The 16,373-nt window shown below is 34.2% G+C and carries 11 protein-coding genes, 7 tRNA genes and 2 rRNA genes; 1 reads left to right on the top strand and 19 read right to left on the bottom strand.

What is annotated here, in order from left to right; all coding sequences use genetic code 11:
- Nucleotides 1-11: 11 nt before the first annotated feature.
- From GEMHA0001_RS00350 to gshAB, 10 genes are all read right to left on the bottom strand, one after another.
- Nucleotides 12-683 carry an acylneuraminate cytidylyltransferase family protein gene (locus GEMHA0001_RS00350; protein ID WP_003143953.1) on the bottom strand — a complete coding sequence of 224 codons (672 nt, stop codon included), beginning with the start codon at nt 681-683 and terminating at the stop codon, nt 12-14.
- Between the two features lie 156 nt (nt 684-839).
- A complete protein-coding gene (locus tag GEMHA0001_RS00345) occupies nt 840-2,093 on the bottom strand; it encodes a ferric reductase-like transmembrane domain-containing protein (RefSeq protein WP_233445916.1) in 1,254 nt (417 codons plus the stop codon).
- 13 nt (nt 2,094-2,106) lie between these two features.
- Complete coding sequence (locus GEMHA0001_RS00340) at nt 2,107-2,895, bottom strand: FAD:protein FMN transferase (RefSeq protein WP_040464172.1); 789 nt, start codon at nt 2,893-2,895, stop codon at nt 2,107-2,109.
- A 1-nt stretch (nt 2,896) separates the two neighbouring features.
- Nucleotides 2,897-3,370, bottom strand: coding sequence for an FMN-binding protein (locus GEMHA0001_RS00335; RefSeq protein WP_003143951.1), 474 nt, complete (start codon nt 3,368-3,370; stop codon nt 2,897-2,899).
- A gap of 222 nt (nt 3,371-3,592) precedes the next feature.
- On the bottom strand, nt 3,593-4,876 hold the full coding sequence (locus GEMHA0001_RS00330; RefSeq protein ID WP_003143945.1) for an MFS transporter: 1,284 nt from the start codon (nt 4,874-4,876) through the stop codon (nt 3,593-3,595).
- 174 nt (nt 4,877-5,050) lie between these two features.
- On the bottom strand, nt 5,051-5,419 hold the full coding sequence (locus GEMHA0001_RS00325; RefSeq protein ID WP_003143943.1) for a DUF956 family protein: 369 nt from the start codon (nt 5,417-5,419) through the stop codon (nt 5,051-5,053).
- 81 nt (nt 5,420-5,500) lie between these two features.
- Nucleotides 5,501-6,424, bottom strand: a complete 924-nt coding sequence (locus GEMHA0001_RS00320) for a PTS system mannose/fructose/sorbose family transporter subunit IID (protein ID WP_003143947.1) — start codon at nt 6,422-6,424, stop codon at nt 5,501-5,503.
- A 17-nt stretch (nt 6,425-6,441) separates the two neighbouring features.
- Nucleotides 6,442-7,248: a PTS mannose/fructose/sorbose transporter subunit IIC gene (locus GEMHA0001_RS00315; protein ID WP_003143955.1), complete on the bottom strand. Its 807-nt coding sequence runs from the start codon at nt 7,246-7,248 to the stop codon at nt 6,442-6,444.
- Nucleotides 7,249-7,272: 24 nt separating this feature from the next.
- Nucleotides 7,273-8,256, bottom strand: a complete 984-nt coding sequence (locus GEMHA0001_RS00310) for a mannose/fructose/sorbose PTS transporter subunit IIA (protein ID WP_003143941.1) — start codon at nt 8,254-8,256, stop codon at nt 7,273-7,275.
- 391 nt (nt 8,257-8,647) lie between these two features.
- On the bottom strand, nt 8,648-10,909 hold the full coding sequence (gene gshAB, locus GEMHA0001_RS00305) for a bifunctional glutamate--cysteine ligase GshA/glutathione synthetase GshB (protein WP_003143944.1): 2,262 nt from the start codon (nt 10,907-10,909) through the stop codon (nt 8,648-8,650).
- 192 nt (nt 10,910-11,101) lie between these two features.
- Here gshAB and GEMHA0001_RS00300 point away from each other — a divergent pair, with 192 nt between their 5' ends.
- A complete protein-coding gene (locus GEMHA0001_RS00300) occupies nt 11,102-12,394 on the top strand; it encodes a cytidine deaminase (RefSeq protein ID WP_003143937.1) in 1,293 nt (430 codons plus the stop codon).
- Nucleotides 12,395-12,494: 100 nt separating this feature from the next.
- Here the strand turns inward: GEMHA0001_RS00300 and GEMHA0001_RS00295 are convergent.
- The 9 genes from GEMHA0001_RS00295 to GEMHA0001_RS00255 form a co-directional block, all read right to left on the bottom strand.
- Nucleotides 12,495-12,566 (bottom strand) — tRNA-Glu (locus GEMHA0001_RS00295).
- Between the two features lie 42 nt (nt 12,567-12,608).
- Nucleotides 12,609-12,681 (bottom strand) — tRNA-Lys (locus GEMHA0001_RS00290).
- Between the two features lies 1 nt (nt 12,682).
- Nucleotides 12,683-12,758, bottom strand: a tRNA-Gln gene (locus tag GEMHA0001_RS00285).
- Between the two features lie 13 nt (nt 12,759-12,771).
- Nucleotides 12,772-12,855 (bottom strand) — tRNA-Tyr (locus GEMHA0001_RS00280).
- Nucleotides 12,856-12,868: 13 nt separating this feature from the next.
- Nucleotides 12,869-12,944, bottom strand: a tRNA-Val gene (locus GEMHA0001_RS00275).
- 7 nt (nt 12,945-12,951) lie between these two features.
- Nucleotides 12,952-13,026: transfer RNA gene (locus GEMHA0001_RS00270), tRNA-Glu, on the bottom strand.
- 6 nt (nt 13,027-13,032) lie between these two features.
- A tRNA-Asn gene (locus tag GEMHA0001_RS00265) sits at nt 13,033-13,109 on the bottom strand.
- 36 nt (nt 13,110-13,145) lie between these two features.
- Nucleotides 13,146-13,260, bottom strand: a 5S ribosomal RNA gene (gene rrf / locus GEMHA0001_RS00260).
- A 72-nt stretch (nt 13,261-13,332) separates the two neighbouring features.
- A 23S ribosomal RNA gene (locus GEMHA0001_RS00255) occupies nt 13,333-16,214 on the bottom strand.
- Nucleotides 16,215-16,373: the final 159 nt, after the last annotated feature.

The raw sequence follows: 16,373 nt of genomic DNA, 5'->3' as shown, positions 1-16,373 counted from the left end.
GATTCTTTTTATTATTTTATATAGTTTCTATATAAATTTTCGCAAATCTCAAAATCTAATTCGTCATCAATATCATAACTATATATTTTATCCATCTTATAGACTTTCGTTTTATTTGTATAAAAAGTTTTATCCTTTAAATAATTATTCTTTGTCGACATCCATATAGATCCATTAGGATATATATAGTACGGTTCATCTTGTCTCCTATAATTTCCACCATGACAAGAAGGAGCTAAATATCCTTTTTGCTCATTCATAAACAAACTTTTACTAACTCTAGGTTTAGTAAATGACACAAGATGATCACAATCTTTAAATAAATCAAATGCTGTATGTATATGTTCTGCTCTTCTAAGTGGAGAAGTTACTTGCAAATTCATAAAAATAAAATCCTCTTTAATTTCTTTAAATAAAAATTCTAAGGTTTCAAAAGTTGTAGAAGAATCAAGAGAAACTTCGCTTGTACGTTTTATGTATTTGCATTTTTTTCCATACTCATATTCACATAAATTAAGATACTCTTCTGAATCAGAGGATATCCATATCTCATCAAATTTCTTACTATCTATAGCTACATCAATTGTATAAAAACATAGTGGCTTTCCACAGAATAACTTTATATTCTTATCTAATAATCCTTTTGAACTTTTTCGTATTAAAACAACTGCTATTTTCTTCAAAAATATCCTCCTCTCCTAATTATTTTTCTTTTTTTATCATAGTACATTGTATCATTATAATTTATCTAATACAATAATTTAAAAATAAAAAATATCACTGCACTCTAATAAAAAAGATTGTAATACATCTTTTCGTATTACAATCTTTTAAAACTTCTAGAAATTGAAACCTTCATAGAATATTCTATTTTTCTTTATACCTTTTTCCTTCAGCATTTTTTCATATGCTATATTCATCACCATTGGACCAGCAATTATATAATTATACTCTTTACCAACCGGCAAATATTTCTCTAACTGATCTGTTGTGAATCTTCCATTTTGAGAATATGATTCAAAATTACTTCTTTCATTCCATAACTTAAATTTTTCTTGATATAAAAGTTTTTTATCCTTTTTCACAGTATATAAGAATGTTATATCTTTATTATCAAATTTATCTGCTAATCCAAGTAAAGGAACAACTCCAATTCCTCCACCAATAAGAACAAACTTTTCATTCTTACCTGACTTTTCAATCATTGAACTCAACACACCATATCCTCTAGTTAGATTAACTTTTTCTCCAATCTCTAAATTAGGAAGATTTTTTGTGAAATCTCCTACACCTTCAATTGACATCTGAACATAGCCATCTCGTTCTGGGATATTCAATATAGAGAATGGATGTGGCTCCTTCATCCCCTTTATATTAGGGAATGAAATAAATGCAAAATCACCCGCTTCTATTTTTCTTAAAACTGATTTACTAGTGGCAATTGTTAACTCCGTAATATTTGAATCTACTTTTCTGACATTTTTTAAAAGGCCTACTTGTACATTTATATACTTATTATATGCATAGTGTCCATAAGAACCGAATGCAATTACAGTGTATAAAACAACCAAAATAGTAAATGGTACTATACTTCTTATATATGGAATCAGAAGGACATGTAAAAAAGCTAATAATGCAGCTATTAAATTAAGTCTATGTATCCACATAGATAACTCATGTTTAAAGTTTTTTTCTAACATTTTTTTGATTCTCATTAAGATACTTATTCTTGATGTTAACCAACCAGCCATAAAAACAAGTGAATATATGATTACTGCCATAAAAATATACATTGCCCATTCACCTGTTAAAGAGATAAGCCCCGATGATTTCAACAATTGATCATGTAAGTACATAAAGATTACAGCAAAAATTGCAGTTACTCCATGAATTATATACATATCCGGTAATCCTATTATTCTATCTAACCATTTTGGCTGTGAAGATAGAAAAATTGCTGATAGCATCCATGAATAAGCAAATACTCCTAAATTAATTGCTAGTACTCTACTCCCAAAAACCTCTGGCAAACCATTTCCTATTGTTACTATTAATGGTAAAGGTATTGTTAACAATACTATTAACCAAATCATATTAAATATAAATCTATGTTCTCTCAACATCCATTATTTTTCCTTCCTCAAAAACTCTTTTTATTCCCTTTTTTGTTAACAAAATCCCTGTTAACAATTTACTTTCTACTATTTCACTCCAAATTTTCTCATCAGAAACTACTCCTGCAGTTGCTAATACATCAACATCTGATAGATATGTTCCAACTACCGTGACTTGAACATAATTAATATCATTATCACTTTTAATATGTTGGCCTTTTTTACTAAGACCCGAAGTTGCCACAGCTCCATTTTTTATACTATACTTAGCAATTATTTTCTCCTTGTTTTCAGGATTCTCTATCCCGATTTCCCAAGAAAAATCACTATCAAGTCTAGTACCAACCTGTATATCTCCGGCACCATTAATAGCTCCTGCTTCTATTATATTATTATCAATAAGCGGCTTTATATATTTCATAAAGGCATTTTCTATTGCCCAACCTTTCACAAATCCTGTTGGATTATATTTTCCATCATAAAATGGATCAAATAAACCTTGAGTTTCTTTTTTTGCGATTATAGACCTACTGTAGACTTCTTGATATTCCAAATCAAAAAAGGTATCCTGTAATTCTTCACCTAAATCAGTATGTCTGCTAACTAAACTATCCGGTAAAAACGGTGAGAATTTCTCTTCCACATTTTTCAAATATTTATCAATATCATTTACAACCTGATTCAACTCATCTATTAACATTTCATCAAAATCAACTCTAACAAAGGCTATTGTGAAAGGCATATTCATTCTTTTCAATACATAGGTCTTAAACTTAAACATTTTATTTAGCCTTATTTAATGCATCTTGTAAAGAACCTTTAAATCCTTTGAATGTTTCAGATGCTCCAGAAACCAATGCAATATCACTACTTTGAGCATCTATTGCTTCTTCAATATATTTAGGAAGTGCTGTCTTATTAATACTTTGCGAAAATTCTTCATCTGGCTGAAGAAGTACATTAACATTGGCTATTTTCCCACCTTGAACGACTACACTTACTTGGAAATCCCCTTTGGTTGTTTTCGTAACCGCTCCTGTATAAGTACCATCTTTGTATGCTACACCTTCTTTTGTTGAAGAAGATGTATTATTAGTTGTATTTTTTGATTCTTTATTTCCGACTTGGTTAGTATTCTGTGTCTTTTGATTTGCCGGTGTAGTTTGTATACTTGGTTTAAGAAAAGTATAATATCCTACAGTCAAAGCAGACGCTCCTACAACTCCTATTAATGCTGTTTTTTTTATTTTACTCATTATTTCACTCCTACTATATTATTTTTTTGATAATTTATCAAAATTTTTATGTGCATCCTACTAATTTACATTAAATATATTATATACTGTTTTGTTAAAATCAAACTAATATTGATACTTTTATTTTATCTTGAAAATATCCTATTTTTACAAAATTATATTTTCCATCATAGATTATTAAAAAATCTTTAGAGATAGCTATTACCTCTAAAGATTCTTTTGTTATTTTTTCGGCCTTGTTTCTGGGAATGTAAATACAAAAATGATATAAATTAAACTTCCTAGTAAATAGAATATTATTGACGAATTATACCCAAAATGATTTAAAACTAAACTCCAAGTAAAGTTAAATAATGTATAAATTGCATATCCAAAAGCCCAAAATATTCCAAACATTATTGTTAATCTTTGTGAATTCATATTTGGTAACTCATATGGAAGATTTAAATATACTGGATATTGTGAATACATAAAAAATCCTGATAAACTAAACATTACATATGATAATACAACATTAGTAGATACGAAAGCTAGTCCTAATGCCATGAATCCTATCATCAATACTCCATGAGAAATTAAAAATGGTTTTCTTCTAAAGTTTAATTTTCTAGTAACCATTAAGCTAAATAAAGTTCCAATTATTCCACCAAGTGTTACAGTTAATATCATAAATTCTGGTTTAAAACTTGTATTATGAGCATGTTCTGCTACAACTCTAGGTAGTGATACTAACGGCATAACATAAAGAAATAAAAATCCACCAAAACCTAATGAAAATACATAGATAAATTTATCTTTAAAACCATCAGCATAAGTATATTTTTTAGCATCTTCTTCGTGTAATATTTCTTTTGATTCAATCAATAATTTATAAACAAAATAATTTGGGTGTTTCCAAGTAATTGTTGGTTCAAAATCATGAGAGAACATTAACCAACAAATAAATAGAATTATACTAAAAATACTAAATCCTATCATAGTATAACGCCAATCTTCTACAAAATGCTCTTTAAATAATAAGAATAAGATAGCAACTAATGCAGCTCCAACATTGTATGCAGCGGTGATAATTGCACTAGTCATTATTTTCTTATCATTCGGTATAAACTTGGCCACAAAGGAGTTTATAAATACAATTATCATTGATCCTCCAAATGCCATAATCATCCTAGAGAAAGTATATAACCAGTAGTTGTGGGTAAAGATGGCAAAGAATGAAAAACATAGACAAAATAATGCTAATATTGCAGCCTTTTTCGGATGTAACTTAATTAAAATAAACGCAGCAAGTAGATTAGCAATAATTCTTGCTATAGTTATTGTATAATTTACTACTTCTGAAATTATAGGAGAAACCTTTTCTCCATTAAAGTAATAATCTGTGATTTGTTTTGATAAATTTGATCCTGCTACCCAGTTAGTAGCAAATACTACATATGCAGCAATTAGGATAGTAAACATGAGAATTCCTTGCTTTCGCGTAGGTGAATTTGCAGATAATTTCATTGATATACCTCTTTTTTATAATTTTATAGTACAACATCAAGCTGTTATAATACTGATTTTTATTTTCAATTATAGTTTAATACAAAATATATGAAAATGCAAGAAAAAATTTATTTTACATTACGTTTTCATATTATTATTTTCAAAAAAAAAAAAAAGATTAATATCAAAGTACTAATCTTTTTTCTTGAATAAATTTTTAAAAGATAATATAGGTTTATTTCTGACTATCTTATCATTTCCTATAAATTCTCTCATTTCTTTTAAACATTTTCCAGAATTTTTTACAATAAAGTTAAAACTTCCTGCACTTTTAGTATCTATAAAAAATCCTCTGATATATTTATCTCTAAAAAACATTTGAGCTCTAACTTTATCTATTTCCGTCCATGGTATTTGAATATAATCCTCTGTATTTCTATGATTATAGAATTCAAAAGCTTTATCCCCTAACATTACATCACCATGCTTATTTCCTATTGAACCTGTAAGGCAATTAGCTTTAGTTGTGTATACCACCTTACTATTCATAGACATCACCATTCCCTACACCTCCTATAGATTTTTCATAATTAATTTTAAAAAGGAAGTTGAGACCATTTAGACTCAACTTCCTAAACTTTATTACATTACACCAACTACGTGAGCAATTACACCTAAAGCAAATAATCCGAAGATTATTACCACTGGGCTTACCTTACGTTTTAATAACCACATACATATGAATGTTAATAATAACGCAGCAAATCCAGGAATAAGTTGATTTAAGTTATCTTGTAATGTTGTAACTTTTTCTGGTGTTAGTGAGAATTTTCCACTTGTTGCTTTTGTAACAATATCTTGTAGTACTTCACCAGTAATATGTGTACCTTTTTCTGGGAAGTGAATAAATGCTTTTTCATCTAATTGTACTTTAGAAACAACTAATGGGAAGCTGATATTAGTCCAACGTTGAACTAAGATACCCATTACGAACATACCAAGGATTGAAGCTCCTTTTGTAATTGTTTGTAAAATACCACCTGAAAGGTCACTTGTAATTTCAGAACCTTTTTTATAACCAAATTCTTGTGTATACCATAAGAATCCAATACGGATTAAGTTCCATGCGATAAAGAAGAATAATGGTGCAATAATTGAACCACCAGTTGCTAATGAAGCTGCGATAGCTCCAAGAATAGGACGAACTGTAAACCAGAATACTGGATCCCCAATACCTGCTAATGGTCCCATCATACCAACTTTAACCCCTTGAATTGCTGCATCATCAATATCAGCTCCATTTGCTTTGTCTTCTTCTAAAGCAAGTGTAACCCCTAGAATAGGTGCTGCAATATATGGGTGAGTGTTAAAGAACTCTAAGTGACGTTTTAATGCTTGAGTAGCATCTTCTTTGTTTGGATATAATTTTTTAAGCGCTGGGATTAAAGCAAATGCCCAACCACCATTTTGCATACGTTCATAGTTCCATGAACCTTGAAGGAACTGAGAACGTAACATAACGCTACGACGATCTTTTTTACTTAATGTAATTTTTTTCTCTGACATTTTGTTGTTCCTCCTTTTTAATAATCGTTTAAGATATCGCCTAGTGGGTCTCCAGATGAAGTATTTCCACCACCGCCACCTTTGTTTTTAGAAAGGTTTAGGTAAATAATAGCTAAACATAATCCAATGATACCTGTTGCGATAAGTGTTAATTGGCTAATTGGTGCTAATGCAAATCCTAAGAAGAAGAACGGCCATACTTCTTTAGTTGCCATTAAGTTGATAACCATTGCGAAACCAACTGCAACTACCATTCCTCCACCGATTGCCATACCTTCAGTGAACCATTTTGGTAAGGCTTCAAGTGCTTTTTGAACTACTGATGATGGAATGAACATTAATAACCCCGCTGGAATAGCAACACGTAATCCTTGAGCTGCAAGTGCTACGTAGTGCCAAAATTCAACTCCACGGAAGTTCCCTTGCTCTGCTGCGTGGTCAGCTCGGTGAACAATAACTACTGATAGTGTACGAACAACCATTGTAAGTACAAGACCAACTGTAGCTAATGTAACAGCTGTTGCGATAGCGATAATACGTCCTTCAGCTGAGAAATCTCCAGCTTTAATGAAAATAATAGCAGATGCTACTGATGCTAACGCTGCATCTGGAGCAACCGCTGCCCCAATATTAGCCCATCCAAGTGCTAATAATTGAAGAGCTCCACCTAAAATAATACCTTCTGATAAATGTCCTGTTGCTAAACCGATTAATGAACAAGCAATAATTGGTTGATGGAATTGGAATTGGTCTAAGATACTTTCCATACCAGCTAATAATGCAACAATTAGGACTAATATAACTGTTAGAATACTAAATTCCATAGTGTCCTCCTAATTTCTATTAAATTATAATTTTAAACCTTCACTTGATTTAGCTTCAATAAGTTTGAATAAATCTGATGGAGAATCGTTAGATACTTTACGAACATCAAATTTAACACCTAAATCATGAAGTTTTTTGTATACTTCTACATCTTCTTGATCTAATGATAATACATTGTTAATTTGAACTTTACCAACTGAGTGGGCCATAGATCCGATATTTAATTCTGGAATCTCTACTCCTTTTTCAATTACTGCAAGTGCATCTTGTGGTGTTTCAAATAATAGTAACGCTTTTGTATCACCAAATCTTGGATCGTTATAAACTTGAACAAGTTTATCTAATGGAATTACGTGTGCGCGTACTCCAGGAGGAGCTGCTTGCTCAATAAGTTTTTTACGTAATTCATCTTTTGATACTGAATCTGAAACTACAATAATTCTGTTTGGATGAGTTGCTTTTGTCCAGTTTGTAGCAACTTGTCCATGTAGTAGACGAGTATCGATACGGGCTAATACAAATTCTATTTTCCCATTTCCTAGTACTGTACCTTCAGGAATTTCTCCTTGAGGTGCAGCTGTTGTACTTTCAGCCACTGCTGCTTTTGGTTGTAGTTCTTCAGGGCGAACTTTAACTCCATCAATAGCTGTTGGTGTGATTGCTTTTGCAATCTCGTGAGCTGTTGTCATAGTGAATCTACTAGCATATGCTTCGATAAGCATTGGTAAGTTTAATCCTGCTACGATTGCTCTCTTCTCTGGTGCTTCTTCAAATAACTTGTTAGCTTGGTTAAATGGACTTCCACCCCAAAGATCGACAAGGAAAAGAATTTCTTCAGAATCTACTTTAGCAATAGCTTCCTGAAGTTTTCTTTGCAAGTCTTCTGGTCCTTCACTTGGCATAAATACAACTGCTTCTACTTTTTCTTGTTCACCAAAAATCATAGAACCTGATTGTTTAATTCCTGCAGCAAATTCACCGTGACTCGCGATGATAATTCCTACCATCTTAGTACCTCCTTTTATTTAATTCTTATTTAATTATGACGTGTATACCTTTGCATACAAATAGATTATATCATTTATTATTTTTTTTGTAAATGTTTTAGTTTCCTACTTTACAAACAATGCAATCGATTTCCATATTTTTGTTTTTAATATGTTATATATATTTTTTTACGATGTCTATATAAAACAGTTTAATTAACTTATGTAAGGTGAATTTTATTATATTTCTCCTGTTCGTTATATTAATTTTTATTTTTAAAAATATATTATGAAAATATTTTTTTCATACTTTCATGAGATTACAATCATTTTTTTATTTTATAGTATAGTAAAAAATAATAACGCAACAGTCTATTGACACGTTACGTTATTATGTTATCATTTAAATAATTTACTTTATATTCTTTTCTGGAAATAGCATTTTTAATACATTTAGCGATAATCTTCTAGATCTACCTGAATGTGGATAAATATGCATCATCATCATAGGATTAAAATTAGCTTCGATAACTCCATAATTAGTTGCACTAACTTCTTCTTTTATATTTGAAATTATTAAATCTACACCACAAACCTTAGCCATCATAGCATCAGATATTCGAACAGCTAACTCTTTATAGCTATCATGAACCTCATCCGTCATATCTACAGAGTCTCCACCTGTACTGATATTTGAATTTTCTCTAAGGTATGCTACTTCATTCACAGCTAATATAGAATCAAAATTTAATCCTTGTTCAGATAATTGAAGTTTTTCAATTTCTCCAAGTTCAATTTTTTTCAGAGGAGTTTTCTTTGCATCTCCTCTTAGCGAATCCGAATTTTTTTGTTCAACCAATTCCCTTATTGTATGTTTACCATCACCCACAACATTTGCAGGTACTCTTAATAATACAGCTTCAGTTTTTCCTTCAATAACAAAGAATCTATATTCTGTCCCCTCAATAAACTCTTCAATAAGTATATCTTTATCTTCTTTAAGAGCAAAATTTATAGCTTTAGAATAGTTTTCTACTGAACTAGTTCCTTTTTTAAAAATAGTTATTCCTAAGCCAAAATTAGTACTCTTAGGTTTTATTACAATTGGTTTATTTTTTATATAATTAAATTTTTGTAATGCCTCTTCTAAAGTAGAAACTTCATAGCCTTTTGGAACTCTAAAACCTTTTTCTGCTAATACTTTTTTGGTAACAACCTTGTTTTCCATAATTAGCGGAGAAATATAACTATCTTTACTTGTCATATTTCCATTTTTTACATATTCTACTCTCCCCTCACTTTCTAAACGAATAAACTGATCATTTTCATCAATAACAGTAACTTTAATACCGTTTTTTATTGCATCTTCAATTACAGCTTGTGTAGACAGTTCCATATTAGAATATGCACTTAATGAATAATATTCTCTTAAAGCATCCTCTTTATAAACTTTAGCTAACTTCATTCCTACTTTAGCCATATCATTTTCTTTTTGATATTCTTTTAAAAGTCTAGCTCCTATTGTAAGTTCAGGATTTTTTAATTCTTCAATCTTTTCATCTATTAATTCAATATCACTTTCTAGTAGACCTACTTTCCCTACCATGTCTTTCATTTGATTTAGTAACCATAGTCCCTCTTCTTCATACTTAACTTTTTCCAGTGGATGAGAAAGAGCTACATTTTCACTGTATTCATATCCTAAAGATTCAGAAGTATTTTTATCCTCTTCTTCTAACCAAACCAGAGTTTTTATGAATAAATGTACAAATCTAATATCTTTTTCTAAAATACCAAATGGTGCAAATGGATTTAAATCAAATAATCTAAATTCAATATACTTAATTCCTTGTTCCGGAAATTTTTTTATAGTATCTGCACCTCTAAAACGAACACTAGAGTAAAATTCTTTTTCAGCTATTAATTGTTTATTTTCTACATATCCTGTTATATCTTTAATATATCTTTCTAACGAACTATATGATACTTTAATATCTTCTTCATTTACATAACCATATCTGCTAGTTCTTAAACTTCTTACAAAATCAGTTGGTTTTATACCATCTGTAAAATATTTATCCTCTGCTAAAGGTGAAGCACCTAAAAGATAAATTAAAAGCCATTGATATCTTAAAAATTGTCTAGCAAGTTTTAAATAAACATCATTTTTTATCTTTACTATATCCTCCTGAGTAATTTCAGCAATTTTCTTCATCAGCATATCGTCAAGTTGGAAATTATAATGAATACCCGAAACCATTTGTTTATACTTACCGTATTTTTTTACTAAATACTCTCTATACTCTATATCAAACTGCTTTTCAAATTGTGCAACCCTTATATCTTCTTCATTAGGTAGTATAGCTGGTATACTTAAAGGCCAAATATATTCATCTTTTGGTAGGTTTTTTAAAGTTACTTCATGTATAGCATTTAAAACCCTTAAAACATCTTTTTCATTATTTTCTGGTGTTGTTATCAACTCAACCTGTGATTCAGCAAAATCAGTTTGAATGTAAGGATGCTCGTGTCTTACACCAAATATTTTTGGATGATCAGTTTTTGTTATCTCCCCATTTTCTAAAACACGTTGTCCTTCTTTTTCTATACCAATTTTTACATTAGCAAATAATTCTTCTAAATTATTATTTTTTATTATATCTTTAATTATCATATTACATCACTTTCTACAAACAGTATAGTTACCTTCTATCTTATCATAAATACACAATTAATAATAGAAATTGAACTCAACACTAATGCAATTTCCAATACTCACTTACAATATTTATGTATATATGTTATAATCAAATTACACTTAAGAAAGGGGAAAAATACGATTTACGATCGTATTTCTAAATATTTTATGATTAAATTAATAGCTAGTGATATGGATGGAACTTTATTGAATCATAACCATAAAATTCCTAAAGAAAATGTAAAACTTATTAATTTCGCCAAAAACCAAGGAATAGAATTTGTTGTTGCGACTGGAAGAGCCTATTATGAAGCTTTACCAGCTTTAAATGAAGAAAATATTAATTGTGATGTGATTAGTTTTAATGGTGGTATAGTCTATGATAAAAATGGTAATATCATAAGTATTACACCAATGTTACCTAAAGATTTATACTATACAATTGAAATATTGAAAAGTTTTGACATAAGTTATCAACTTTATACAAAAAATACTATATACACAACAAGTATAGAAACTGATACAAATGCATATATAGATTTAATTAGGTCTAATGGCTATGAACCAGATGTTGAGCATTTACGTGCAGAAGCACAACAAAAGCTAGAAGTGGGATACATTACAGAAGTAGAAAATATAGAATTATACCTTAACGAAAAAGAAAATCCCCCCATCAAAATAATAGCAATATCTAATGATATATCGAAACTAGAAAATGCTGCCAAACTATTATCAGAAAATACAAGTATAAGTGTGACATCATCTGGTGCAAATAATATAGAAATAATGCATAAAAATGCCACTAAAGGAACAGCCTTAAAAGAAATAGCTAAAATTTATGGCATCAACTTAGAAAATGCTGTAGCAATTGGAGATAATCTTAACGATCAGGCTATGCTAGATATTGTTGGCTACAGCGTTGCTATGAAAAATGGTAATATAAAATTAAAAGAACAAGCTAAATACGTAACGGAAAAAACAAATTCTGAAGGCGGTGTTGCCGATACAATATTCAAATTAATAGAACAAAACAACAAAATCAAAGAAGATATCAATGAAGTATTAGTAAAAGCAGCAATCGAAGCAACAAAATATGCTTACGTTCCATACTCTAACTTTAAAGTTGGTGCAGCAATATTAGCTGAAAATGGAAAAATCTATACTGGTTGTAATATTGAAAATGCTAGTTATTCTCCAACAAACTGTGCAGAAAGAACAGCAATTTTTAAAGCTGTAAGTGAAGGCGTTACAAAATTTAAAAAAATCGCAGTAGTAGGTGGTCCTAATGGTAATTTAGAAAATTATTGTCCACCTTGTGGAGTTTGTCGACAAGTAATTTCTGAATTTGCAGATAAAGATTTTGAATTAATCTTAGGTACTTCTGAAAATACCTACGCTGTATATAACTTCTTTGAAGAAGTATTACCTCTAAGTTTTACATCAAAAGAACTAAAAAAATAAAGTTAAATGGTCATTAGAATTTAAATTCTAATGACCATTCTTTATATAGTTTACTATTTAAATAAAAAAAGTCGTAACAAAAGTTACGACTAGGTTAAGATGACCCGTACGGGATTCGAACCCGTGTTACCGCCGTGAAAGGGCGGTGTCTTAACCACTTGACCAACGGGCCAAAAATATAAAAGGCTAAATAATTAGCCTTTTATTCAATTAATGAGCCATGAAGGACTCGAACCTTCGACCCTTTGATTAAAAGTCAAATGCTCTACCAACTGAGCTAATGGCTCATGGCTGGGATACCTGGATTCGAACCAGGGGAATGACGGAGTCAAAGTCCGTTGCCTTACCGCTTGGCTATATCCCAATAATATTAAGAATGGTGGGAAGAAGTGGATTCGAACCACTGAACCCGAAGGAGCGGATTTACAGTCCGCCGCGTTTAGCCTCTTCGCTATCTTCCCGGCTTATTAAAAATGGTGGAGGTTAACGGGATCGAACCGCTGACCCCTTGCTTGTAAGGCAAGTGCTCTCCCAGCTGAGCTAAACCTCCGTTCAAATGGTGACCCGTACGGGATTCGAACCCGTGTTACCGCCGTGAAAGGGCGGTGTCTTAACCACTTGACCAACGGGCCAAAAAATGGCTCCACAGGCAGGACTCGAACCTGCGACCCTCTGATTAACAGTCAGATGCTACTACCAACTGAGCTACTGTGGAATAATAAGTCTAATGCATTAGCACTAGACCTCAAAAGTCTGGCAACGTTCTAGTCTCACAGGGCGTAAGCCCAACTACATTCGACGCTAAAGAGCTTAACTTCTGTGTTCGGTATGGGTACAGGTGTGTCCTCTTCGCTATCGCCACCAGACGAAAACTTCATATACATATTATATCATCTTTTTTCTATTTGTCAACAGTTACTTTTCTAAAGAACTTTCACTTGATTAAGTCCTCGACCTATTAGTATTAGTCAGCTGAACACGTTACCGTGCTTACACTCCTAACCTATTCTCCTTGTCGTCTTCAAGGGGTCTTAATATCCGTGGGAAATCTCATCTCGAGGGGGGCTTCATGCTTAGATGCTTTCAGCTCTTATCCCTTCCGTATTTAGCTACCCAGCTATGCCACTGGCGTGACAACTGGTACACCATTGATACGTCCATCCCGGTCCTCTCGTACTAAGGACAGCTCCTCTCAAATTTCCTACGCCCACGACGGATAGGGACCGAACTGTCTCACGACGTTCTGAACCCAGCTCGCGTACCGCTTTAATGGGCGAACAGCCCAACCCTTGGGACCGACTACAGCCCCAGGATGCGATGAGCCGACATCGAGGTGCCAAACCTCCCCGTCGATGTGGACTCTTGGGGGAGATAAGCCTGTTATCCCCAGGGTAGCTTTTATCCGTTGAGCGATGGCCCTTCCATGCGGAACCACCGGATCACTAAGTCCTGCTTTCGCACCTGCTCGACTTGTAGGTCTCACAGTCAAGCTCCCTTGTGCCTTTACACTCTGCAAATGATTTCCAACCATTCTGAGGGAACCTTTGAACGCCTCCGTTACTCTTTGGGAGGCGACCGCCCCAGTCAAACTGTCCACCTGACACTGTCTCCCGGTCTTCTACGCCGAGGGTTAGAATTTCAATACAGCAAGGGTAGTATCCCAACAACGCCTCCTCATACACTGGCGTGCATGATTCTCTGGCTCCTACCTATCCTGTACATACTGCATCAAAATTCAATATCAAGCTACAGTAAAGCTCCATGGGGTCTTTCCGTCCTGTCGCGGGTAACCTGCATCTTCACAGGTACTATGATTTCACCGAGTCCACCGTTGAGACAGTGCCCAAATCGTTACGCCTTTCGTGCGGGTCGGAACTTACCCGACAAGGAATTTCGCTACCTTAGGACCGTTATAGTTACGGCCGCCGTTTACTGGGGTTTCAATTCATACCTTCGCTTACGCTAAGCACTCCTCTTAACCTTCCAGCACCGGGCAGGCGTCAGCCCCTATACTTCACCTTACGGTTTTGCAGAGACCTGTGTTTTTGTTAAACAGTCGCTTGGGCCTATTCACTGCGGCCTACTCTCGTAGGCACCCCTTCTCCCGAAGTTACGGGGTCATTTTGCCGAGTTCCTTAACGATGGTTCTCTCGCTCACCTTAGAATTCTCTTCCCAACTACCTGTGTCGGTTTGCGGTACGGGCACCTCTTATCTCGATAGCGGCTTTTCTTGAGAGTTTGGCTTCATTGACTTCGCTACTATATTTCGCTCCCCATCACACTTCAGTCTTACGAGCAGCGGATTTGCCTACTACTCAACCTTTGTGCTTAGACGTCCTATTCCATCAGGACGATCAATTAGCCTCCTCTGTCCCCACTTCTCTCAAACGATATTTGGTGGTACAGGAATTTCTACCTGTTGTCCATCGGCTTCACCATTCGGCTTCACCTTAGGTCCCGACTTACCCAGAGCGGACGAGCCTTCCTCTGGAAACCTTAGTCATTCGGTGGATAGGATTCTCACCTATCTTTCGCTACTCACACCGGCATTCTCACTTCTAACCTCTCCACCTCGCCTTACAGCTCGGCTTCTACGATGTTAGAACGCTCTCCTACCATATAACATTAGTTATATCCGCAGCTTCGGTTGTATGTTTAGCCCCGGTACATTTTCGGCGCGATGTCACTCGACCAGTGAGCTATTACGCACTCTTTAAATGGTGGCTGCTTCTAAGCCAACATCCTGGTTGTCTGTGCATCATCACATCCTTTTCCACTTAACATACAATTTGGGACCTTAGCTGGCGGTCTGGGCTGTTTCCCTTTCGACTACGAACCATATCACCCGCAGTCTGACTCCCGTTGATATTTATCTGGCATTCGGAGTTTGTCTGAATTCGGTAACCCGGGATGGGCCCCTAGTCCAAACAGTGCTCTACCTCCAGTAAACTCACAACGAGGCTAGCCCTAAAGCTATTTCGGAGAGAACCAGCTATTTCCAAGTTCGATTGGAATTTCTCCGCTACCCACAGCTCATCCAAACACTTTTCAACGTGTCCTGGTTCGGTCCTCCATTCAGTGTTACCTAAACTTCAACCTGGCCATGGGTAGATCACTTGGTTTCGGGTCTACTCCATCATACTATTTCGCCCTATTAAGACTCGCTTTCGCTGCGGCTCCATGTCTTCCACTTAACCTCGCATGATAAAGTAACTCGCCGGTTCATTCTACAAAAGGCACGCCATCACCCTCAAGGGGCTCTGACTACTTGTAAGCACACGGTTTCAGGTTCTCTTTCACTCCCCTCCCGGGGTTCTTTTCACCTTTCCCTCACGGTACTGGTTCACTATCGGTCACTAGGTAGTATTTAGCCTTACCAGATGGTCCTGGTAGATTCCGACGGAATTCCTCGTGTTCCGCCGTACTCAGGTGCTCTCTCGCGCCAACTTAGCATTTCGTATACAGGACTTTTACCTTCTACGGTCTAACTTTCCAGCTAGTTCTACTATACTTTGTCATACACTTTGTTGAGAGTCCTACAACCCCAATATGCAAGCACATTGGTTTGGGCTCTTTCCTTTTCGCTCGCCGCTACTCAGGAAATCGATTTTTCTTTCTCTTCCTACAGGTACTTAGATGTTTCAGTTCCCTGCGTTACCTCGCTTTCGCGTACCGCCCTTTTAAAAGCGGTGGGTTCCCCCATTCGGATATCTACGGCTCTTTGCTTACTTACAGCTCCCCGTAGCATTTCGTCGTTTGTCACGTCCTTCATCGGCTCCTAGTGCCAAGGCATCCTCCGTGCGCCCTTTACTACTTAATCGTGTGTAGCTTTTACGCTTCGTTCTTTTCCTTGAACTCTTTGTGAATAAGTTTTTACAACTTACTTACTTTTTTCTCGGTTTTGTAAATCTGTTTCTTTTACTTTATAGAAAATTATTTTTGATCTAATATATATATTCAGTTTTCATTGTGCTTGAGT

Source organism: Gemella haemolysans ATCC 10379 (genome assembly GCF_000173915.1).
Classification (GTDB): domain Bacteria; phylum Bacillota; class Bacilli; order Staphylococcales; family Gemellaceae; genus Gemella; species Gemella haemolysans.
The sequence above is the reverse complement of the archived record's forward strand: the minus strand, read 5'-3'. Positions and strand labels throughout refer to the sequence as shown.